Here is a 22,359-nt window from a genome sequence, read left to right as displayed (position 1 = left end):
CGGCTCATGCCAAAGGTGAAGGCGGTCCTCGGCCACCTGTCCGTCGAGACCGCGCAGCGGAAGAGGAACTGTTCTCGTCACAAGTCCGGGAAGGCCGCGCATCCCATCGTCAAGGACGAAGCGTGCCTCGTCGTCAAGGGCTCCGAAGGCTCAAAGCGAAATTACTGCCAGGAGTCCGCCGAGGAGATCCTCGACCTGGCGGAGAACGACCTCGCCGCGCTCCGCAAGTCGCTCGGCATCTAGGGAGCCGCTGACAGACGGGACCATTCGGCCCGATCTCAATTCTTGCCACCGTCGGCTCTCCTCTGCCGTCGGTCGCTCTCCCCACGGTCGTGGCGCACACGCCGACGTCCGCAAGCCAACGTTCAGCGGACTCGTCCCTGCTCGTGTAGCGGCTACAGCATGGGCACTGACCTGCGGTGCCCGTAAGACCCGTCCGGTGATAGATCCCGGGACACGGGCGGCCTACGGGACGTGTCGGGGATGAGCGGTCCCTGCCTCACCGTTCCATGCCGGTGGGCCGGTCGCGGTCCTTGCTGAGGGACGGTGGTGAGTCATGGCCGTCGGAGCGCCGGTCTGGCGTGGAGGCCGTGGCCGGGTAATTCTGCTGGATCGGCAAGGGGACGGGTGGCTCGAAGACCGACTTGGGTGTGGGCAAGAGGTCATAGGCGGTGGTGCGCCTTCCCGCTTGGGTCTGCCCAGCGGGGTCGAGTTTCCGGGCGTGGTCGGCGTTCAGGACGGCTTGGTGGACGCTTCCCGGCGCTTTCTGAAGCGCAGCGGTGACCCGGTCGGCGTGGTGCAGCCATCGGGTCGGCGGCAGCGCAGCGATGATCTCGGCAGCGGCGTGGATGGTCGTTGCGGCCCCCACGGGATCGGCGGGCGTAGCGGTGATCATCCGGTCGATGAGGTGTTCGGCCAGGCTGCCGGACTCATCCAGCAACTCGCGGAGCGCACCTGGGCCGCCGGTGCTCAGGATGTCGGCAGGGTCGTACCCCTCGGACATGGGCAGCCGGCGGGGGTCGTCGCCGCGGGCGGCGAGCTGCCAGTACGAGCGTTCGGCCGCTTGCTGTCCGGCTGTGTCGGCGTCGGTCGCGACGATGGTCGCAACGACGATGCCGGACCGCCCGCCAAGGTAGGGGAGCAGTTGGTCAGCTTGCCGGTCGTTGAACGCGGTTCCCAGGGTGGCGACGCCGACGTAGGTGCAATCGCCTGCGAGGGTGGTCGCGATCGCGTCCAATGGTCCCTCGACGAGCACGGGGGCGGCGCCGGCGGCCAGCGCATCGCCGCCTTCGTGCAGGCCGAACAGCTGCGCGCCCTTACTGAACAGATCGGTGCCGGCAGTGTTCAGGTACTTAGGTCCGGCATCGTCGCGGGCTGGATTGCGGCGCCCGATGAACCCGTGGACTGCGCCGTCGGGGCCGTGGATGGGAAAGGTGAGCCGGTCGCGGAACCGGTCGATGACCCGGCCAGTGCGCGCCCGGACGCCGAGTCCGGCGGCCAGGATCTCCTCGTCTGTGGCGCCGTCGGAGCGTAGGTGGTCGGTGAGCGTGGTCCAGCCGGCGGGCGCGTAGCCGGGGCTGAATCTCGTGTCGCCGGTCAGGTCGGTGCCGAGCCGGCTTTGCAGGTAGGCCGGCGCCCAGGAGTCGGGGTAGCGGTCGGCGAAGTACTCGACGGCCTGCTGGTTCAGCTCGATCAAGCGCTGGCGACCGACGGTGGCGGTGGCCCAGAAGTGCTCCTCAAGTAGATAGTCGGCAGGGTCCGAGTCGCCTGGGGTCTCGTTCCTGGCGAAGGGGTCGGGCGTCACATACGGGAGGCCACGGTCGCGGGGTGCGGTGTCGTCGGCCGTGTCGGGGGGCACGCGGTCGAAGTCGGGGTCGAACGGCGGCTCCACGTCCACGTCGAGCGCCCCGGTCGGCCACCGGTCGATCACCGTCGCCGTCTCAGGATCGGCTGCGGGTGCCAGCAGGTGCACGTCGTCGGGCGGTCGTAGGTCGGCCGGCAGAGGTTCGTCGACCGTGACCGGGGTGGGGTCGGTGAGCATCGACACCCGGAAGACCAGGGCGGCGGCGAGATCGCCCGACGGCATCCGTGGGCCGCCGCGTTGGGGAAGGCCGCTGGCCGCTGCGGTGATCAGCTCGGCGGGATCCCAGCCGCCGCGGGTACCGGTGGTGACCGCGGCGACCAGGGCCGGCCAGGCCGGGTCGGCCACCACCCGCTGCGCGCGCTCGGGCGTCACCGCGTCCCCGAGCGCGGCGATCCAGGCAGGGTGCAGCGTGGCCGCGTCGAGCCCGTCGCTGGTGAGAGCAGCGGGGGACAGGTGCGCCGACAGCCGCCACCACAGGGCGGCGGCAGGCAGGTCGTCGGGCAGCGGCCGCTCGCCGGTCACGGCGATCAGCAGGCTGGCGACGTCGATTCCGGCACGGTCGGCCGTCGTGAGCCGATCGGCCAGGTCGGTCCAGTGCTCGTCGTGGCTGATCCGTGGATCGATGCTGTCGGCCACCGCTGCCCAGGAGCGGGCGGCCGCGCCCGCCGCCCCCAGCACAGTCGTGACGGCGGCGTCCAGCCGGCGTTGGTGTCGCCGCTCGGCGGCGGCAAGCTGTGGGGGACCGGTGGGTCGCCGGTCAGCCGGGGGAACGCCGGTCGCGGCCCGCCACACCGCCAGCTGCCCTCGCAGCCCCGCGTGCTCCGTTTCGGTCAGCCGTGCCGCCCAGGCCGGTGCGGTGGTCGGCGTCCACGTCGCCGCTTCCTCGATGACTCGGCCGGCGTGGCTCGTGACGTGCCCGGCGCGGGCGGCGAGGTAGGGACCCCACTCCGGGTGGCCGGCCAGCGCTGCCAGGACTGCGGGCAGCCAGGGCAGCGGACCAGCGGGCCGGTCTTGACCGCTGGTGGGATCCAGGCGCCAGTCCAACACTGCAGCCGGATCGGCGGCGCTGTCCAGCTCCCGGCCGCCGGCCGCCTGCCGCAGCGCGGTGATCGGGTCGTGGCCGGCGACGGCGAGTAGCGCCAGGCGGTCGCGCAGGGTCCGCCACCCCGGCGCCTGGCTGAGGCCTGGCCGTACCTGTTCGGCGGCGGCGTCCAGCGCGGCGATGCCCGCCGGGCCGAGTGCGGTTTCGGCGGCGACACCGAGGGCGTCCCGGTAGCGGGCCGCGGCGTCCTGTAGCCGGGTGGCCGGGTCGGTGAGCTCGCGGCCGGTGCTCGCCGCGGAACGCGGCGCCCCGTCGCGGGCGAGGGCGGCGGTGAGCAGGTCGGTCGCGGTGGGTGGCCGGACTGCGTGCGGGGTGATGATGGCGTGCGGGTCGCCGTCTCCGGCGGTGGTGACGTAGAGGTGGTTGGCACCGCGGCCGCGGGTCACCGCCACGTACAGCAGCTGTCGAGTCTCGGTGCCGGTGACCACGGTGTGGCAGGTGTCGGCGGTGATTCCTTGGGCGCCGTGCACCGTGGAGGCGTAGCCCAGCCCGACGTGCTCCCGTACGTAGGCGGCGGGCAGGGTGACCCGGCGGCCGGTGCCGGCGTGGGCGGCGGTGATAGCACCGCTGCGGTGCACCTTGGTCACGGTCCACCGGTCCCCGTTCTTCACCCAGTCCGTGCGCGTGATGGGCAGGGCACGGTCGTTGCGGCGGCTGACCAGCAGGTCCCCGGTGCTGGCCCGGTTTCCGTCCGCGAGTTCTACCTCCCGGCCGGCGGGCGTGCCGGTCGCGGTGAGTCGGTCGGCGCGGGCGCGGGCGTTCAACCCGGCCACCAGTTCTCGGGTGGGGGCGAGCATCACCGCGTTCACGCCGGCGGTGTGGTCGGCGGCCCAGGCGGCGTAGGCCTGGTCGGCGGCGGTCGCCTCATCACCGACGTGCACCCGACCGTGGTCGAGGTAGAACCCCAATCCGGCGGTCTCCCCGGCCCGGATCGCGAGGGTCGCGGCCCCTTCAGCGGGGTCGTGGAAGCGGGTCAGCTGGGAGAGGGTGGTCGCGCCGTGGGTGTCGGCGATGTCGCGCAGCGCCCCGCCTGCGGCGACCGCGGCGAGTTGCTGGTCGTCGCCGACCAGCCGCACGCTGCCCCCGCGGCCGAGGACGAAGTCGACGGCGGTGGCGAGGTCGACGGTGCCGGCCATCCCGGCCTCATCGACGATGACCATCGTGCCCGGGCCGATGCCGCTGATCCATCCCGGGACGGCCCCGGACAGCTGGCCGTCGGTGCGCAGGTGCCAGGTGAGTTTGGCGAGGGTGTCACAGTGCCCGACCAGTTGCTGCCCGAGTCCGGCCGCGGCGACCGCGGTGGGTGCGAGGCCGACCACGGTGCCTCCGCCGTCGGTCCACGCCCGGGACAGCACCGCCAGGGCGGTGGTCTTTCCCGATCCCGCGGGGGCGAGTGCCAACTGCAAACGGGTGCCGGAGGTGGCCAGCTGGCGCACGAGGTGGGCTTGGCCGGGGTTGAGGACGACGCCGTTGGCCGCCGACTCGAGCAACGCCCACTCCACGGCCGTGGGCTCGGCGCGGCGGCCGTCGGTGCGCCCGGCGGCGGCCACCAGCAGGTGCTCGGCGTCCAGGACGGCCTGGGAGGTGTAGAGCCGGGAGCCGGCGACGGTGTAGACGCTGGCACCGTCGATGCGGCGCAGTTCGGCCGGCTCCTCGACCGGATCGCGGTCGCCCAGCGGCATGGAACGACCGGGGGACAGGGCTTCGGAGGCAAGGAGGGTGACGGCGGTGTCGACGTCGTTCGGGGCGATACCGGCGCCGCGGACGACCCGCTCGGCCTCTGCCTGGACGTGCCAGAACTGCCAGGTGGCCCGCTGCCCGGAGACCGTCTCCAGCAGCCGCTCGGCCGCCTTGCGCACCCAGGTATCGGTTGCCCGTGGCGAGGGAGTGGGGCGGTGCGGGGCGAGGACGCGGTCGAGCATCCGGGCGATGCCGGGTGGCCCGCCGATCAGGCCGCTCGCCTCCCGCCGCCACGCTTCTCGCTGCTGCCCCAGTGACCGCGGTTCGTGCTTGGTGTCACGTGTCTCCAGCGTGGCCTGCTGCGCCAACCCGATCGCCTCCACCGCCGTCGGTGGGCGTCCGTGATCGGCCTCGAACACGGCCGCGAGGTCGCCGCGGCGGGCGTTGATCGCCCGTCGACGGGCCGACCAGGCGGTCAACAGCCGGGCGTCGACGCCGACGATCTCCCGCACCGGCCGCTTGCCCGCCTCAGTGCCGGAGCGGTCGGCGAATGCGACGCCGAGGCCGGCGACCAGGTGCGCTTCGAGGCGGGTGTTGTACCGCTCGGAGGCCGCGACGTTGGCCTTGTGCAGGACCCGCCCGTCCAGCGCCAGCCACTTTCCGTCGCGGGTCTGCACCTTGTTGGACACCGCGACGTGGGTGTGCAGTTCGGGGTCCCCGGCCCGGGAGTCGCGGTGGGTGAACGTCGCTGCGATGAATCCGGTGGTCTCGACCTGCCGGATGCCGGCCGTCCCCGTGCGGGTGAAGCACGCTTCCTTCTCCAGCCAGGACAGGGTGTCGGCGACCGCGGCCTGGTGCGCTGTCTCGACGCGCTGGGCGATCTCCCTCGGGGCCAGTGCCCAGAGGGCGGACACCGACTTCACCGGGGAGAACGTCAGGTCGTAGCCGGCGACCGCGGTGGTCGCCGGGCGGGACGCGCGGGCGATGAATCCCGACAGCTCCCGCGCATCCACCGGTAGGCGGCCGTGCACCTCGGCGAACATGGCCCGGCCGACCTCGGTGCGGATCCGGGCACGCTCGTCGGCTGGCACCGGCGCGCCGGCGGGGAGCCCGGCCGCGGCGTTCACCGCCCCGAACTCCGCCGCACAACGGGCCCGGAACCCGTCCGCAGCAGTGGCGAAGACCGGGAACGCCCGGCCCAGCGCGGCGGCGGCCGCTGCCTCCCCACGGTCTCGACCGGAGGCAGCAGCCGCCCGTTCGAGTGCGGCGGCGTTGGGATGTCGGCCGTGGCCGAACAAAGCCTGCATCTGCTCTTCACTCACCGGCTGTCCCGGCTCCACACCCTGCAGCCCGGCCAGCCCGGCACCGGCCCATATCCCCGGCGACTCGCCCCGCGTCGAGTAGTAGTCGCCGAGCCCGCCATGGCCTCGCTCGGTGGAATCCATCGCCGCGACCTGCCGGGTGAGGTACGCGTAACCGTCCCCCGCCGACAGCTTATGCAGCGACATCACACCCGGATGGTAGCCGCGAAAAACCATTAGTGCATGAGGTGTGTGGCGATTTTAGGGCTACTCCTTCGCCGGCCTTCGGATCTTTAGTCCTGCGACGGGGAGTTTCTATTCATGGTAGCGGCGTAATGCTTAGTGGAAACGTTGACCGTGATTTGTCAGGGCTGATCCTAGGGCCACGAGAGAATTGTGACTGTCGTTCCAGCTCGGGCACGGATCCCCTTCTCGCTGAGGTTTCCCGATCTCGGCGGCGACAGTGACCGGCTCATCCCGGGTCGCCGTGGTCGGCACCGTGGGGAGCAAGCAGGAGTGCGAGACGGTGCTGTACCGCGAGACGAGCCGGTGAGGGCCTGTCCGCGGTAGAGGAAGCACGCGGGGTGCGGGCCATGCTCGACCTCGGCATATCCCTCACCAGGGTGGCCAAGTCCACCGTGGAAATCCAGCAACCCGACTCCACCCGACAAGGGGCTGACCAAGAGATTGACACAACCGGGGCAGCCCGTGTAGCCCTCCTCGGCCAGCGAGTCGGCGATGGGTCACCGCCACGAGGTACCGCTCCTGCCCTCGGACGGTATTCGAGGCCGCGTCGAGGTAGTAGGCGGCGTTCTCGTGAGTGTCCGGGTAGGCGCCGGTGGACATCGAGGCCGAACCGGGGTTGGACACCGTCTGGAACGTGCTGGAGCCGACGGTGAGGTCGCCCGGCTCGGCAAGGGCGTCCAGGGTCGGGGTTACGGCCCGGTCGAGGAACGCGGGGTCGAAGCCGTCCCAGTAATCAGCACACCGTGCCGTGGGGAGCGGCCGGCGTCGTCCTCCGGCGGGCCGGCGGCTGCCGGGTGGCGACGTTCCTGACCGCGGCCAGCACGGTGGCGAGTCAGGCGATGGCAGATTTGGCCAGGGTGGTCTGATGCAGGCCAACGGCCTCAAACTGCCCAAGCGCTACCCGGACCGGAACTGATCCCGCCGCGGCTCCGCCCTCCGGCTCGACGGCGGAGCCGCAGGTGGGGCAAGCAGCAGCAGTGCCACCCGCCAGGTAGTAGACCGCGCGGATGCCGCGAGGGTGTCGGCGAGCAGGCCGCCAGGCCCAGGCCGGCCAGGCGTCCGGCCTGCCAGCTTGAGCAGGTCCATGAGGGCTAAGACCCGTCCCCGTGCGCGGTCAGTGACGCGCAAATGAAGCAGGCTGTTGAAAATGACGGCACCGGAGGCGCCGATGGCGTACACGGGTGTCGGGGCTGCAGCCAGGGGGTGAGTACTTCTACCGGTTTCGGGTCGACGAGGGGCGGGCCTCGGGGTTCTGGAGGCGCGCCCGCAGCGGCGGCCGCGGTCCTCGGAGGAGGACGGAGCGGTACGGGTTCCGGCCTCCCTTTTTCACCCGGTTCGGCGGGCTCTACGGGCGATCCGATTCGTGGCACGCGGGCCCTTCATCAGCCCGTCACGGGGGTGTCGCGCTGTGCACTTAGGCCGGTCGCTTTCGCTTCCTAGCGTCGTCGGCGTCCTCGTACCCGACACCAAAGGAAGTATCATGCTGCGTTCCGCTCGCACGGCCCTGACCGGGCTGTTCGTCACCGCCTCATTAGTGGGAGGCGCTTCCGGAGCCCTCGCCGACCAGCACTCCCAGCGCACTGACCGGACCGGTCAAGTCGAGGTCATCGCCCACCGTGGCGCCTCGGCCTACGCGCCGGAGAACACGCTGCCCGCGGTCGACCTCGGCGCGGACATGCGCGCCGACTACGTCGAGATCGACGTGCAGATGACCAGCGACGGCGAACTGGTCGTCATGCACGACACCACGCTCGGCCGAACCACCGACGTCGAGGAGCGTTACCCCGACCGGGCGCCCTGGAACGTCGGGGACTTCACCCTTGAGGAAATCCAGACTCTCGACGCCGGCTCGTGGTTCGGCGCGGAGTTCACCGGCACCGGCGTGCCGACCCTGCAGGAGGTGCTGGACACGCTGCGCGGCCGCGCCGGCCTGCTGCTGGAGGTCAAGAGCCCGCACCTGTACCCGGGCATCGCCGAGGCCATCGTCGCCGATCTCGACGGCGAGGGCTGGCTGCGCGCCGGCGCACGTTCCGGTCGCCTGGTGGTCCAGTCCTTCGACTGGGAGTTCATGGAGCACTTCAACACGCTGGCGCCCCAGGTCCCCGCCGGTCTGCTTGGCGGCCCGCCGTCGGAGGCACAGATGGCCGAGTTGTCGGCCTGGGCCGACCAGATCAACCCCAGCCACACTCGGGTGACCCCCGCGTTCGTGGAGACGGTGCACCGCTACGGCATGGAGACCTGGCCCTACACGGTCAACAACGCCGAGCGGATGCGGCAGCTGATCGACCTCGGCGTCGACGGGATCATCACCAACTTCCCCGACGTCCTGATCGACGTGATTGAGGAGGGCCGGGGCGAGCGTCAGGCCGCCTGACGGGTCGCCCCCGCTGCACCGGAGGAGCCCCGCCCACCGGCGGGGCTCCTCTCGCTGCATCGGAAGAGGCGTCGCCGGTGACGATGTCGCTCGGACTCAAACGGAGGCCCTGGACGACGGAGGTCAAGAGCGCCGGGGGAGCACCGGGCCGCAACAGCCTGGCTGCGTCCTGGCCGTCGATGAGCAGCGGCCCTGCCTTCGCCCACCTGGGCATACCGAGTCGACCGTTGCGTTCTCTGGCAGGCGGTTCGTAGCCCCCGGTGGCTACTCGCCCGTCCTGCGGCAGCGGGCGTCGGCCGTGGTCAGTCGGTCGCGGTGACGCGAGCCCGTGCTGCGTCTGCCCCCGTGTCGTAGGCATTGAAGGCCTGGTTTCTCGAAGGCCAGGAGGAAGCGTTCTTCGAACGCCTCGTCGATGTCACCAGCAGTCCGGCCGGCACGCGGGGCGGCCATCGGTGCGCCCGCCGAGGGCGGCCCAAGCGGCGTGGTTGAAAGTCTCACGAGATGAGTTCTTCGTCGCCACCGCGGTTGATGGTCAGCTCGCCGCGTTCCTCCATGGCCCGGATGGTCGCCACGACCTTGGCCTGCGCCTCCTCGACCGTGTGGGTCCGCACAGGACCGAGCAGATCCATTTCCTCGGCTAGGTTCTCGGCGGCGCGTTCGGAGAGGTTCCGGACGATCTTGTCGCGGACGTCGGGCCGGACTCCCTTGAGGGCGGTGGCGAGGTCGTTGGCCTCGACCTCGCGGAGCACCTGCTGCAGGGAGCGGTCGTCGATGGTGACGATGTCCTCGAAGACGAACATCTGGTCGCGCACCTGGGCGGCGAGCTCGGGGTCGGTGTTGTCCAGCCACTCGAGGATGGAGCGCTCGGTGGGCCGCGGCGAGCGGTTGATGATCTCGACGAGGGTCTCGACGCCGCCGACGGTGGTCATGTCCTGGTGGGCGAGCAGCGAGCCCATCCGGCGGCCGAGCTCCTCCTCGACGAGGCGGACCAACTCGGGGGATGTCCGGTCCATGGTGGCAATCCGGTGGGCGACCTCGGCCTGCTGGTCCGGGGCGAAACCCGAGAGCACCTCGGCCGCCTGCGCGGCGGTGAGGTGGGCCAGGACCAGCGCGATGATCTGCGCGTGCTCGTCCTTGAGGAAGGTGACGAGCTGCCGGACATCGGCGTTGCGCAGTGAGGAGAACGGCACCTCTCGGTAGGCGGCATTCACCCGCGCCAGCAGGTCGTCGGCCTTGCCCTCGCCCAACCCCGCCGCAAGGATTTCGCGGGCGAACTCGACCCCGCCCCGGCCGACGAACTGCTGGGCGGTCATCAGGCCGTGGAACTCGTTCATGACGTCGTCGACGTCCTGCGGCTCGACCGAACCGAGGCGCATCAGCTGGCGGGTGATCTCCTCTACCTCACGCGGCCGCAGCTTGGCGAGGAGGACGCCGGCCTCGTCTCTGCTCAACTGGGCCAGGAAGACCGCCGCCTTGCGCAGGCCGGAGGGCTCCGGAAGCGCCACCGCGGGGGGCGGCGCGGACGGGGCCGGCACGGGCTCACTGCTGAGGACGGTCACCTGGAATCACCGAGTGCCGCTGGGATCATGCTGCCGCGGGTCGGGATGCCGGTCGTTCACGGATTCCTGGCGACTGACCCGAAGGGCGGCGGTCGGAAGTGGGACGGCGATCCGGGTCAGTGGAAATCGTATCGTGTGGTCCTGCCACGACCTTGTCAGGGGCCGAATCGCGTCGTATTCGGGGGCGCGGTGCCGACCGGCGTTGCCCGCTCGGTGACTGTCGGTTGTTGCCTCGGCGGGCATGGCCGGAACCGCCGACGTCTCCCGGACCTGCTCTCCGTGGGTGGCGTGGTCGACGGGGAGCCAAGCGCGCGGGATGAGCTGCGGAGCTGGGTGGGTCATGTCGCTACACTACGGATAACTGCGCCTACGCTGCGTGAAGCGCGCGGCCGGTGGACGCTCCCGGCGTCCGCTTGCTTGCGCCGCGGCGGCTCCGGCGGTGATAGCGGAGATGGCGTTACCGAACACTGTGCCGGCTCTCGTCGTCGAACATCTTGCGGCGCGGTGCCTGGGTGGCGACCGGAAAGGCACAGGCCATCCCCGACTCCGGGATGCGGCAGCCGGCCGGGCAGTGGAACTCGACTTTATCGTCGCCGACCCAGCCGACGGCGGCGGCTTGCCTACAGTGGGGGCAGGTCTCCCAGGTGACTCGTTCACTCACGGCCGTCTCTGCACTCCCTGGTTCGGGCGACGCACGGTGCCTGCGCTTGCCCAATCGCCGGCGTCAGCGCGGAGGCGGTGACGCAGTCTGAGCACACCAGTGCGCTGTCGACGAGGCCGGCCAATGCAACGTATTGGGGGATGCTGATCGGTGTCCCGTCATCGGTGGTGAGAGCGCCGTCGGTGGGCTGCTTTTCGCCGCAGCGTGAGCAGATCAGGGGCCGCTGGCAGGGGGTGGTCATCGCCGCCTCACCGCCAGCGGATGGGGTGGGTCTAAAAGCTCTGCCTCGGTCCGCGCAACGGGCGCAACGTTCGACACGGGGTCCAGTCGCCTCCTCGTTAGGCGGGTGGATCAAGGGGGTGGTCGGCGTTGGCGCGCCGGGCGCCCCCGCCCTGCATGCTGCTCCCGTCGACTCACGATGCGCCAGCGGATCTAGCCGATGTCGGCCTGATTTCCGGTTGAGGTGGCATATACGTCAGCCCGCAGCACGCCGGGGGTTGCGGCGAACCGGTGGTGGGTGCGTCGGCGGGGTGGACTCTGGAACCGCACAGCCGCGCACGGTTTGTGCGGCCGGTTCCTCTCCTCGGGCGCGGAGGACTGTCTTCGTCCACGCCTATCCGAACGGAGCAGTCGCCGGGCGAGGACGTCGTCGTCACCCGACACCGGATCTCCGCGGGCGCTATGAGGAAGTGCGGCTGGCGGGCATCGGCCCGCGCACCCGGCCGCACCGCGCCGAGCGATCCAGCCGAAGTGCAGGTCAGCTGGTGGGAAGGAGAACCACAGCTTCCCTCGGCCCGCCGCACTCCTCGGTGCCGCCCACCCGCCGCCAGGATAGAGACGCCTCGACCTCGACCACCGAACCTTCGGGACCGAGCACGGCCCCGACAACGACCTCCGGCATGGCCATCATCGGGAGCCGTGCGGTCGAGCCGGTCAGCGCGCCGGTCACTTCGCGGGTCAACTCGTCGTTGCCCCGTCGCACCTGACCGTATGGTGACGGGCACGTGGCAACCACGGTGCGTCCCTCCGCCAGGGGCCAGCCGTCGGCCAACTGCACGATGAGGGTGCGGCCGTAGTCGATCGCAGGGCAGATCCGTTCCGCGCCACGGGACCCGGCCGTCCCCGCGCCTCCGGAGGGGGACCCGCTCTCCGCAGACCCGGTGCCGCAGCCAGTCAGGGTCAGGACGATGACGGTCGCGGCCGCCGCGGTGACCAGCGCGGTCATGGTGGCGGCTCCACGGCGCGCCCCCCAAGCGAGACCACCGAGCTGCTCCGAAGCTGAGATCTGCTGCCGGCGCAACTCGTCCTTCTCCGCGGTCAGCACGCACGCTCCCTCCACCCGCTGGCAGCCCGTCGGCAGCCTTGCCGCCGTTACGCCTTCCACAAGTCCCCGCCCCGGCGGCTGTCGCCGGGCCATGGGCCTGCACGGACTGTTCATCGCCCGTTCGAACGGTCAACGAGCCACCGGTGCACGGGTTCCTATTGCACACATGAGTCCGGCACGAGATGCTGCTGGTGCGAGGGGTCACGAGGCCGGTTCCGCTGAGCCGCTCGGCATTCCACGCACCGAAGCGCCGCCGTCGTGGTGACTTCAGGGCACCTGACACGGCACTAGCTCGCTGGATGGCCGCAGAGGGCGGGCCGTCACCTCATCGAGGGCCCCGACGCGCCATTCCGCTCCCGATCTGCCGCGGCCATGGACGCCGGAGGCGTCGACGCACGCAGGGCAGTCTCTTCGCAACGATTCGGGCACGCGGCATCACAGCCGGGTCGGCGGCGTCCGCAACCCGCGCGTCTGTCATTTACGGTTCGACCACTCGCGCACTACGGACGGTGCGGTGGCCGGCGTGCCTTTTCCCGTCGGCTGTATTCAAGGATGGTGATGGATGACTGGCGCTAGCAGCCTGACCAGCGGTGACCTCCTGCTCGGCGAGCTGCGTCGGCCGAGCTGGTGGCTCGTCGGCGGGAGTGACGGGGAACGGGAGATGATCGTCGCGGGACCGTTCCGCGATCGCACCGACGCGACGTGGGTGGCGAGCACTTCGGAGCCCGGGACGGCCGGCGCGGTGCGCCCGGCTTATGGCTTGCGTCGGCCTGACGGGGCCCTGGTTACCTGTCCGACTCCGGAAGACCGTGCCTGGCTTGACCAGCTTGGCGCGCAGATCGACCGGCTGCCGCAGGGCTGGGACGCCGGGGTAGACGACGACGATCCACTGGTCACCCTGGTTCTCGAGATCACGGCGGCCTTGGCCGAGGCGGGGTTGCCGCTGCATGACCCGGCTGGTTCGACCGGCGGAGTGTGTCTGAGCCCGGAGCCGGTGCTCGACGCCGTCGTCGTTGCGTGGCGAGCCCATGACCGGTCCAGCCTGGACCAGCTCCTCGGGGTCGACACGGACGCCACCGTGCGGCAGATCATGACCGGAGCCGTCTCGGACTTACTTTTGCTGCGCGGATTCACCGTCGACCGCCTCGGCAGCGCCGGGAGCTGCGTCGTCCGATCGGGCTGACGCCGGCGCAGCTGCGCACCGACCCCGCCCGTCCCGCCTGCAGGGCGGGAGCGGGGCCGTGTCCACGGTCGGATCGCCGCCCAACCGGACGACGGTGACCGTAAGTGGGACCGTTCAGCCGAGGACCCCAGTAGAGCGATGTCTGCGGTCGGCGAAGTGGTCGAGCGGCCCGTGGCCGTGGCCGAGTCGCCAGGCGGCGCCTCCGGTGATGGCCCCGGTAACGAAGTCCTTGGCGTGACCGACGGCCTGGTGCGCGTCGGAACCCGTCGCGAGGGCGGCGGCCGTTGCGGAGGCGAAGGTGCAGCCGCTGCCGTGGTTGTTGCCGGTGTCGATCCTGGACCCACGAAGGTCGTGGACCCGATCGCCGTCCCACACGACGTCGACCGCCTCGCCGGCGACGTCGGCGACTGCGTGGCCGCCCTTGACCACCACGGTGGCGGGGCCGAGGGCGCCGAGCGCCCGGGCGGCTTCCCGCTGGTCGGCGAGGGTGCGGATCGCGGTGTCGAGCAGGACCTCGGCCTCGCGGAGGTTGGGGGTGAACACTGCCGCGTGCGGCAGGAGCGCGTCCAGGTAGAGGCGCTCGGCCTGCGGCTCGAGCAGCCGGTCGCCGCTGGAGGAGACCATCACCGGATCGACGACCAACGTGGGCAGCCGGCCGGCGGCGGCGAGGTCGGCAACGGCCCGGACGATCTCGACGGTGGCGAGCATGCCGGTCTTCACGGCCGCGACGGGGAGGTCGTCGAGCACCGCCTCGACCTGGGCGACGACGAAGTCGGCCGGCACCGGGTAGACAGCGCGGACGCCCTGGGTGTTCTGCGCGGTGAGCGCGGTGACCGCCGAGGTGCCGTAGACGCCGAGCGCGGCGAAGGTCTTCAGGTCAGCCTGGATGCCGGCGCCGCCGCTGGAGTCCGAGCCGGCGATGGTGAGTGCGACGGGCGGGATCATGCGGCCGCCTCCAGCAGTGCGTCGAGGTAGGCGGGAACGGTGCCGGGGGTGCGCATGATCGGGCCCATGACGGCGACCCCGTACGCGCCGGCGGCCAGGCAGGAACCAACGTCCGCGGGACGGACGCCCCCGAGGGCGTAGGCCCGGGGTGCTCCGGCGATCAGCGCGGCGAGGCCGGCCGCTCCGAGGGCCGGTCCGTAGCCGGGCTTGGACGCAGTCGGGAAGACCGGGGAGATCATCACGTAGTCGCACGCCTCGACCCGCGCCGCGGCCACCTCCTGGCGGGAGTGGCAGGAGCGCCCGACCAGCGCCGGCCGCGGCCGGGGAAAGGGGTCGTTGCCCGCGAGATGGACGGCGGAGGCGCCCGCGGCACCTGCGGCACCGGCGCGGACCAGCAGGCCACCGACCGGGGCCAGCACGGTGAGCAGCTGTTCGGCCAGGCGGTCGCGCTCGTCGTCGGGCAGGTCCTTCTCCCGGAGCACGACCCCCCGGGCGCCGCCGTCGACGGCGGCGGCAACCACATCGGCCAGCGGCCGGTCGCACTGCGTCCGGTCGGTGAGCACCAGCAGGCGGGGCCGGTTCACAGCTCGGGCAGGCCTTCGGTCGGGGTGGAGGCCTCGGCGTGCCACCGGCGGGGGATGCGGCCCGCGCCGCGGGCGAGTCGGCCGGCCTCGACGGCGTGCCGCATCGCGTGTGCCATCCGCTCCGGGGCGCGGGCGCGGGTCACGGCGGAGGCGAGCAGGACGGCGTCGCAGCCGAGCTCCATCGCCAGTGCCGCGTCCGACGCGGTGCCGATACCGGCGTCGAGCACCACCGGCACGTCCACCGCCTCGCGCAGCAGGGCGATGTTGTGCGGGTTGCGGATGCCCAGGCCGCTGCCGATCGGTGAGCCCAGCGGCATGACGGCGGCACAGCCGGCGTCGGCGAGGCGCCGGCCGAGGATCGGGTCGTCGTTGGTGTAGGCCAGCACGGTGAACCCGTCGGCCACGAGTCGCTCGGCGGCATCCAGCAGCTCCACCGCGTCGGGCAGCAGGGTGGTCTCGTCGCCGATGACCTCGAGCTTGATCCACGCGGAGTCGAACGCCTCGCGGGCCAGCTGGGCGGTGAGCACCGCCTCGCGTGCGGTGCGGCAGCCGGCGGTGTTGGGCAGCAGCCGGACACCGCAGCGGTCCAGGACCTCCAGCAGCGGCCCGCCGGTGACGGCCTCCATGCGGCGCAGCGCCACGGTGACCAGCTGGGTGCCCGAAGCCACGACGGCCCGCTCCAGCACGTCGAGGCTGGGTACGCCGCCGGTGCCCAGCAGCAGCCGGGAGGTGAACGCCTGGCCCGCGATCGCGAACGGGTCGGCGGCCTCCTGCCGGTGCAGGGCCGGAGCTGCGTCGGATGTCGTCATCTGGTCATCCTCCTGCGGTGGGGGCGAGCAGCTCGATGCTGTCCCCGGGCGTGAGTCTGGTCGTCTCCCACCGGCTGCGCGGCACCACCGCAGCGTTGAGCGCGACGGCGACGCGACGGTCCGCGCCGCCGCTGTGCGCCGCGACAAGGGCCGCCACCGTGGTGGACTCCCGGACCTCGGCCGGAGCGCCGTTGACGGTCACCTGCATCTCGATCACCTCCGGAACCGGTCGACGGTGAAGGGCGCGGCGAGCTCGGGCAGGGTGCCGGCAACGAGCAGCTCGGCGATCGCCTCGCCGGTCACCGGCGCCAGTAGCACGCCGTTGCGGTAGTGGCCGGTGGCCAGCACCAGCCCCGGCAGGTCCGAGGGCCCGAGCACCGGCGCGTTGTCCGGGCTGCCGGGTCGCCACCGGGCGAGCGTCTCCACCAGCTCCAGCTCGCTGACCCCGGGGACGACGTCGATCGCGTCGTGCAGCAGGTCGTGCACGCCACCGGCGGTGACCGTGGTGTCGAAGCCGCGGTCCTCGACGGTGGCGCCGACGACCAGGCGGTCGCCGGCGTAGGGCACCAGGTAGACCTGCCGCCCCCGCACGAGCGCGCGCACGGTGCCGTCGAGGAGGCCGGCGGCGCCGCGCAGCCGCAGGATCTGGCCTTTGACCGGCCGCACGGGCAGCGGCGGCACCCCCGGCAGTGAGGCGCTGTGCGCGCCGAGGGCCAGGACGACGACGTCGCCGTCCAGTTCCTCGCCGCCGGCCAGCCGCAGCCCGCTGGCCCGCCCGTTCTCGACCCGCACCGCCTCGGCCCGTGCGCGCACCATCCGAACGCCGGCGGCCGCCGCGGCGGCCAGCAGCGCCCGGTGCAGCGCCCGCGGGTCGACCGAGTGGTCGCCGGGCACGTGCAGGCCGCCGCGCACCCGCGGGGTCAGGGAAGGCTCCCGTCGGCGGGATTCGCGCCCGGTCAGTCGTTCGGCGTCCAGTCCGAGTTCCTGCTGGAAGGTGTGCAGCGCGGACAGGGCGCCCATGTCGTCCTCGTCGAAGCCCACCACCAGGGTTCCGGCGGTGCGCAGCCCCACCTCGACGCCGGAGGCCTGCGCCAGCTCCGCGGCGAAGCCGGGATAGCGCTGCAGCGAGGCCCGGCACAGCCGCAGCAGCGGCTCCTCGCCGTAGGCGGCCTCGGTCACCGGCGCCAGCATTCCGGCCGCGGCGAAGGAGGCCCCGGTGCCGGGAGCCTCGTCGACGACGGTCACCGACAGCCCGCGCTGCGCGCACCGCCAGGCCACGGCCAGCCCGATCAGGCCGCCACCGGCGACGGCGATCTCGTTCACCGGGGCGCCGACCGGGGGACGCGGGCGGCCGGGGGCGGGCCTGGTTCCGGGCGCGGCGGGCGGCTCTGCGGCGCCGCGACCAGCGCCGCCAGCAGCGCCCGGGTGACCGTTCCCGGGTCGGGTGCGTCGGACACGGCGGAGACGACGGCCACCCCGGACGCGCCGGCCGCCAGCACCGCCGGGATCCGGTCGGCGGTGATGCCGCCGATGGCGATCACCGGTACGGCGACCGCCGCCGCGACCGCCGCGATCCCGTCGACACCCAGCGGGTCCGGCAGCCCGGTCTTGGTCGCGGTGGCGAAGGCCGGGCCCACCCCGAGGTAGTCCGCTCCGGCGGCCACCAGCTCGGCGGCGGTCGCGGCGGTCCGCGCCGTGCCACCCAGCAGATGGTTCGGGCCGGCGATCGAGCGCGCCGCGGCCACCGGCAGGTCGCCGGCGCCCAGGTGGGTGCCCGCCGCGCCGACCGCGAGCGCAATGTCGACCCGGTCGTCGACGATGCACGTCGCTCCGCGCCGCGCGCAGACTTCCGCGACCCGGGCGGCGAAGTCGTACAGCGCCCGGTCCGGGCAGAACTTCACCCGGACCTGCACGATCCGGGCGCCGGCCGCCACCGCCGCGGAGACGACACCGAGGGCGTCCCTGCCCTGACGGGCGTCGGTGAGCACGTGCAATCCGCCGATCCGCCGGCGAACCTCCACCGCACGGTCCGGGCCGACCGGTAGCGGGGAGTCGGTCCGGCCGGCGGCGCCCATTCGGCGGCCCGTCACCGGAGGGCCTTGGACGGGGCGACCGGGAACCGGGCCCGGCGGCGGCGGGCGGACAGGCCGCCGGGCAGACAGATCAGCGTGGTCAGTGCCGCGGCCACCGCGAGGCTGACCAGCGAGGCTGACCAGCCGTTGGCCGGGTCGATGCCCAGCTCGGCCTGGCGGGCGGACCACCACGCCGTCCAGCCCCCACCCGGTCCGGCGAAGAAGGTCGGCAGCGTCAGCTGGTAGGCCACGAAACCGGCCGCCCACGCCAGCAGCAGGGCCGGGCGCGCCGGCGCAGTGTCCGACACATCCCAGCGGCCGCGCGGCAGCAGCCAGTAGGCGACCACGAAGACCCCGACCAGCGGAACGAACACCGCGCCGATCAGGAAGAGGAACGGCTCGTAGGCGACCAGGTCGGCCATCAGCGCCAGCCCGGTGGCTCCCACGCCCACGACCCCGGCCAGCACCCGGCGGTCCAGCCGGGCCACCACGTTCTGCGCCGACACCGCCGTCGAGTAGACGTTGGCGAACGCCTCGTCCACCTCCACCACGAGCAGCACCAGGACGGCCAGCAGCCCGAGCGGAACGGCCAGCAGCGCATCCACGACGTCCAGACCGCCCCGCCCGTAGGCGACCAGCGCCAGCGCGCCGAGAGTGAACAGAGCCATGGCGGCGCCGCCGTAGCCGGCCGCAGCGCCCACGAACGCGTCCCGCCCCCGCCGGACGTGCCGGGTGTAGTCCGCCGCCAGCGGAAACCAGGAAACCGGCAACGCGATCACGATGTCAGCCGCCGTCCAGAACGATCCGGCCCCGCGCTCGGTCACCGCCGGCAGCGGCTCGGACAACACCTGGATGTACAGGTAGACGATCGCGGCCAGCGCCGCCCACACCGCGTACCGCGCCAGCACCCGCACCGCGCCCAGCGGGCGCAGCGCCATCAGCGTGGCCAGCGCGCCCGCGGCGAGGACGAACGGCCAGCGCGGTGCATCCAGCGCCCGGGAGGCGGCCTCGGCGATGATCCACACCTCGAAGGCGGCCCAGCCCACGCACTGCACGAGATTGAAAGCGGTGGGCAGGAACGACGTCCGCCGACCCAGCAACCCCCGCATCAGCACCATCGCCGGCACGCCCTCCCGGGCGCCGGCCGCCGCCCCCAGGCCCAGCAACACCGATCCGATCACCGCACCGACCACGATCGCGCCGATCGTCACCGACAGCGGGCGGTCGGCGAGGACCACGTAGGTGGCCGCCACCGGCAACAGCAGGCTGACCCCCAGGCTGCCCCACAACCCCGCCGTGTCCCGCAGGCCCAGCGTCCGAGGCGGTGCTTGGGACAGCGTGATCGGTGCATCCCCCGATGACGTGGTGGCACCGACAGCGCCGGACCTGCTCATAATCGCTCCCTACGCCGGCATTACCCGGTCAGGTTCCAGCGGTCGGCGGCACAGTCAGCCGCCCTCTCAGCCCGGTACCTCCGAGCTCCCGCACATCGCGCATCCAGCCTACCGAGATATCCGCGCTCGCCGAGCGCCGCCCCCTGCTCTGCCACCACAGCGCACAACCGGCCTGAGCAGATGCGCAGGTCCGCGACGGTCGGCGCCCCGGCTCCCCGGCGAGCGAGAAGGCCGGCCCGAGACCCCCGGCCTTCTCAGCGTCTCGGGCATGTGTTCCATGCGTGGCAGGTCCGTGGCGTAGGCGTGCAGCTGCCCGGCGCGGCCCGACCTGGCGACCGCCGCGGAGACCCCGTCGGGCCAGCACGCTGGTGAGCCAACTTCCTCCTGCCGCCCACATCGCGTGCGGGGTCGGGTCCGCTTCCGAAGAGCTGGCAGCGCTCGTCGATGACACAATGGTGGCCCCGATCGAGGGCTGCGCCTCCTCGACGGTGCGGGTACGCGCCGGGCCGGACAGCGCGATCTCCTCGGCGAGGTCCTCGTCGTCGGGCTTCGGGGAGGGATTCCACCTCGACCAGCGCCAGCTGAACGGCGGTCACGCCGGCGGCTCTCTCAGAGATCTATCGAGGGCCTGGGACCGTCCACGGGCGGCGACTGCCGCTTCCATCTGCAGTCCGGCGATGAGGAAGTGGACGAGGCGGTCGATGTCGACCGCCGCCCGGGGCCTGGAGCGCAGTCGGTCGATCAGCAGCCCGCGCAGCACCCAGCACAGAGTTTGGATAGCGTAATCCGGAATCGTCCCGTGGCCCTCGGCGCGCGCAACGACCGCCGAGACGGCATGCATCAGGGGCCGGTCGAGCGCGTCATGGACCGCGACCTCGAGGCGCGGGTTCCAGATGGCGGCGCTGAGCACTGCGGCTACGACACGTTCGTCCCTGCTCGATGCGGTTCGCCACGGCTGCAGCAGCGTGTGCAAGTCCCGGTCGAGATCTCCCGAAGGCTCGAACGCGGGAAACAGCTGTACATGCTCGAGCGCGCTGACCACCAAGGCCTCCAGATCGGGCGAATCCCCGAGGGCCGGACCGGCGGCGCCCGCTCGGGCCTTGATCTCATCGGCGGTCAGGCCGGCGCAGCCCAGTTGGGCCAACGTGTCGAGCACGGCACTGAGGACATGCCGACAGCTCGGTGACTGCGAACTGAAGACCTCGCTCATGCCACCCGCCTTCCCTGCCGACAGAGCCCGACGAGGGGGATGCCGTGCGCGTCGCGCTGCCCTACGGGAGGCTAGGGATGACAGGCGGAACTCGGGGGTTCCTTCTACTGGAGGGCGCTGGACGTTCGGCGTACCCCGTCTTCGAGCAGCGGGTTTCCCCCTCAGCGATCTTGTCTGTCGCGACGATCCCTCGTTAGGCTCACTCAGTGTCACTGCGTCAGCCGAGCTCGCTGTCCTGGGGCGTTCCCCCGGCGGGTGCGCGACCCCGGCGGCGTCGACTGGATCCCTCTCGTGACCGGGCGATTCAGGCTGCTGTCCTGGAGGTGTTGGCGCAGGTCGGCTACGCCGGACTGACCATGGATGCGGTGGCCAGAACCGCCGGCGTCAGCAAGGCGACAATCTATCGGCGCTGGTCGTCCAAGGCGGACGTGCTGGTGAGCCTCATCGATACGGCTAGCGATGAGACGCTCGTGATCCCGGACTCTGGTTCCCTGCGGGATGACATGGTCGCGCTGCTGACCGCACTGGCCGCGGTGCTGGCGGGCCCGGGTGGAAGCGCCAGTCGAGCGCTGATCGGTGTCATGAACCAGGAACCGGCCCTGGAGGAAGCCTTCCGACGTGGTCCCATGGCGCGTTGGGCGGAAGCCTTCGGAACGGTCTGCGAGCGTGCCGTCGATCGCGGCGAGTTGGTGGCGAGTGGCGCAGCGTCGTTGGCTGCCGAGGCGGGCCCGGCGATCCTCTTGCTCCGCTGGATGATCAGTGGCATGGACGTCGATCAGGAGCTGGCCGTGGCGGTGGTCGACGACGTCATGATGCCGCTGCTCCGGCGGCTCTAGCATCCCGGATACCCCGTGCGCACTGTCGGTGCCCGCCTGCCAACTCGGCATGGGCGCGGGCGCCAACGATCACTGGAGATCGCATCCCAGATCGCCACTGACCACTGCGTCAGCATCGTCGGTTCGGTGTCCGCCCGGACAACGAGCACACGCTGCGCCGTTCCATTGCGCGCGAAGTGCACATGGAGCTCCGTTGCCCACCGGACGAATCTCTCGGCTGCGACAGGTGGTCGCGGTGAGTGCCCCGTGCCGGGGGACTGGATGCCCGCATCCTGCGCGAGCCGAGAGACGCACCGCAGGAGAGGCGTCGACGGGGTTCGTGCTGATCGACGGCTGAAGCCCTGGACACCTCCTGCAGCCTCACCTCGTGCGCATACGTTCTGCTCTAATCTCAGCACGGTGAGTGACCTCGATGGTGTGCGAGCTCAGCGGAAGGCCCAGACCCGAGCGCGGATCCTCGAGGTCGCCAGGGAGTTGTTCGAGACATGCGGCTTCAGCGCCGTGACCGTCGCAGAGGTTGCCAGCGCGGCAGGTGTGTCGGTGCAGACGGTCTTCAATCATTTTGCCACCAAGGAAGAGCTCTTCTTCGCCGGGCGTGTGCCCTGGGTTGAGGGTCTCGCCGAGGCGGTCCGCTCCCGGGGGCGACAGCGGTCTGCTTTGACGGCGTTACGCAGCTACCTCGTCGACTGGGTCCGGGCTGACATCGTGGCGGCGGCCACGGAGGAGCACCGTCGTTTCGTCGCCACGCTCGAGGCCGCACCGGCTCTCCGCGTCTACGAGCGGGAGCTGTACCACGAGGCGGTTACCCGGCTGACCAAGGCGTTGATCGAAGCGGGAAGCCAGGGATGGAAAGAAGAAAGCGGGTGCCGGCGTGGACGCGACCCGGAGGACGTCTCGATCATCGCGTCCCTGACTGCGTCGGTGTGGTTGGCGGCCATTCGGGCACTGCTGCTCGACCTGCGCAGTGCACCGCCGCCCGCGCCCGGTACCGCGGCGGTCGCCGCCGTGGTCGAGTTGGCCGAGCGGATCCTCGATGGCCTGCAGAACGGGCTTGGCATCGTGTCCGGCGAGCATGGTTCGACGAGTTGCGGTGTCCTCACCCGGACTGAATCGTCGGAGCCGCTTGCGGCGCCCCGGCAGCCGGCCCCCCAACAGCGGCCCGCTCGGCAGATGTCGTTGGGTAGTGGTGGGGCTGGTCGGCTGAGGTGACCGATC

Annotated in this window: 17 protein-coding genes and 1 riboswitch; of the genes, 5 read left to right on the top strand and 12 right to left on the bottom strand. The window is 71.9% G+C overall.

Going from position 1 to position 22,359, the window contains the following annotated elements; all coding sequences use genetic code 11:
- Nucleotides 1-6 precede the first annotated feature (6 nt).
- Nucleotides 7-243, top strand: coding sequence for a hypothetical protein (locus tag FHU33_RS17890; protein WP_142026549.1), 237 nt, complete (start codon nt 7-9; stop codon nt 241-243).
- Between the two features lie 256 nt (nt 244-499).
- Here the strand turns inward: FHU33_RS17890 and mobF are convergent, their stop codons facing one another.
- On the bottom strand, nt 500-6,154 hold the full coding sequence (gene mobF, locus FHU33_RS17885; RefSeq protein WP_142027252.1) for a MobF family relaxase: 5,655 nt from the start codon (nt 6,152-6,154) through the stop codon (nt 500-502).
- A 408-nt stretch (nt 6,155-6,562) separates the two neighbouring features.
- Complete coding sequence (locus FHU33_RS26495) at nt 6,563-7,069, bottom strand: alkaline phosphatase family protein (protein WP_170182504.1); 507 nt, start codon at nt 7,067-7,069, stop codon at nt 6,563-6,565.
- A 604-nt stretch (nt 7,070-7,673) separates the two neighbouring features.
- Between FHU33_RS26495 and FHU33_RS17875 the strand changes: the two genes are divergently transcribed.
- Nucleotides 7,674-8,567: a glycerophosphodiester phosphodiesterase gene (locus FHU33_RS17875; protein ID WP_142026545.1), complete on the top strand. Its 894-nt coding sequence runs from the start codon at nt 7,674-7,676 to the stop codon at nt 8,565-8,567.
- A gap of 494 nt (nt 8,568-9,061) precedes the next feature.
- On the opposite strand, the gene fliG is transcribed toward FHU33_RS17875, so the two are convergent.
- Together fliG and FHU33_RS17865 are read right to left on the bottom strand one after the other, a co-directional pair.
- Complete coding sequence (gene fliG / locus FHU33_RS17870; protein WP_142026544.1) at nt 9,062-10,102, bottom strand: flagellar motor switch protein FliG; 1,041 nt, start codon at nt 10,100-10,102, stop codon at nt 9,062-9,064.
- Nucleotides 10,103-11,544: 1,442 nt separating this feature from the next.
- Nucleotides 11,545-12,111, bottom strand: a complete 567-nt coding sequence (locus FHU33_RS17865; protein WP_142026542.1) for a hypothetical protein — start codon at nt 12,109-12,111, stop codon at nt 11,545-11,547.
- Between the two features lie 562 nt (nt 12,112-12,673).
- Here FHU33_RS17865 and FHU33_RS17860 point away from each other — a divergent pair.
- Nucleotides 12,674-13,294 (top strand): hypothetical protein, encoded by a 621-nt coding sequence (locus tag FHU33_RS17860; protein ID WP_142026541.1) that lies wholly within the window; start codon nt 12,674-12,676, stop codon nt 13,292-13,294.
- A 114-nt stretch (nt 13,295-13,408) separates the two neighbouring features.
- Here FHU33_RS17860 and thiD read toward each other — a convergent pair whose 3' ends face one another.
- The 8 genes from thiD to FHU33_RS17820 all read right to left on the bottom strand — a co-directional run bounded on the left by thiD (nt 13,409) and on the right by FHU33_RS17820 (nt 20,308).
- Complete coding sequence (thiD, locus tag FHU33_RS17855) at nt 13,409-14,239, bottom strand: bifunctional hydroxymethylpyrimidine kinase/phosphomethylpyrimidine kinase (RefSeq protein WP_142026539.1); 831 nt, start codon at nt 14,237-14,239, stop codon at nt 13,409-13,411.
- Nucleotides 14,236-14,823 carry a thiamine phosphate synthase gene (locus FHU33_RS17850; protein WP_142026538.1) on the bottom strand — a complete coding sequence of 196 codons (588 nt, stop codon included), beginning with the start codon at nt 14,821-14,823 and terminating at the stop codon, nt 14,236-14,238. The genes thiD and FHU33_RS17850 overlap by 4 nt, the downstream gene beginning before the upstream one ends.
- Nucleotides 14,820-15,632, bottom strand: a complete 813-nt coding sequence (locus FHU33_RS17845) for a thiazole synthase (RefSeq protein WP_142026537.1) — start codon at nt 15,630-15,632, stop codon at nt 14,820-14,822. The genes FHU33_RS17850 and FHU33_RS17845 overlap by 4 nt, the downstream gene beginning before the upstream one ends.
- A 4-nt stretch (nt 15,633-15,636) precedes the next feature.
- Nucleotides 15,637-15,840 (bottom strand): sulfur carrier protein ThiS, encoded by a 204-nt coding sequence (thiS, locus tag FHU33_RS17840; protein ID WP_142027251.1) that lies wholly within the window; start codon nt 15,838-15,840, stop codon nt 15,637-15,639.
- A gap of 5 nt (nt 15,841-15,845) precedes the next feature.
- Nucleotides 15,846-16,955, bottom strand: a complete 1,110-nt coding sequence (gene thiO, locus FHU33_RS17835) for a glycine oxidase ThiO (protein ID WP_142026536.1) — start codon at nt 16,953-16,955, stop codon at nt 15,846-15,848.
- Nucleotides 16,952-17,722 (bottom strand): thiamine phosphate synthase, encoded by a 771-nt coding sequence (gene thiE, locus FHU33_RS17830; RefSeq protein ID WP_246063803.1) that lies wholly within the window; start codon nt 17,720-17,722, stop codon nt 16,952-16,954. The genes thiO and thiE overlap by 4 nt, the downstream gene beginning before the upstream one ends.
- Nucleotides 17,719-19,098, bottom strand: a complete 1,380-nt coding sequence (locus FHU33_RS17825; RefSeq protein ID WP_142026534.1) for a purine-cytosine permease family protein — start codon at nt 19,096-19,098, stop codon at nt 17,719-17,721. The genes thiE and FHU33_RS17825 overlap by 4 nt, the downstream gene beginning before the upstream one ends.
- A riboswitch (TPP riboswitch) is annotated at nt 19,088-19,200 on the bottom strand. Its footprint overlaps the gene before it by 11 nt.
- Before the next feature lie 490 nt (nt 19,201-19,690).
- Entirely contained in the window at nt 19,691-20,308 is a 618-nt protein-coding gene (locus FHU33_RS17820; protein ID WP_142026533.1) for a TetR/AcrR family transcriptional regulator C-terminal ligand-binding domain-containing protein, read from the bottom strand.
- Between the two features lie 323 nt (nt 20,309-20,631).
- On the opposite strand from FHU33_RS17820, the gene FHU33_RS17815 reads away from it, so the two are divergent.
- Nucleotides 20,632-21,144 carry a TetR/AcrR family transcriptional regulator gene (locus FHU33_RS17815; RefSeq protein WP_170182503.1) on the top strand — a complete coding sequence of 171 codons (513 nt, stop codon included), beginning with the start codon at nt 20,632-20,634 and terminating at the stop codon, nt 21,142-21,144.
- Between the two features lie 399 nt (nt 21,145-21,543).
- The gene (locus FHU33_RS17810; RefSeq protein ID WP_211355175.1) at nt 21,544-22,353 is read left to right on the top strand and encodes a TetR/AcrR family transcriptional regulator; all 810 of its coding nucleotides are present in this window, start codon (nt 21,544-21,546) and stop codon (nt 22,351-22,353) included.
- Nucleotides 22,354-22,359: the final 6 nt, after the last annotated feature.

The organism is Blastococcus colisei, from assembly GCF_006717095.1.
Taxonomy (GTDB): domain Bacteria; phylum Actinomycetota; class Actinomycetes; order Mycobacteriales; family Geodermatophilaceae; genus Blastococcus_B; species Blastococcus_B colisei.
Note: the sequence above shows the minus strand (reverse complement) of the source record. Positions and strands in the feature narration are given on the sequence as shown.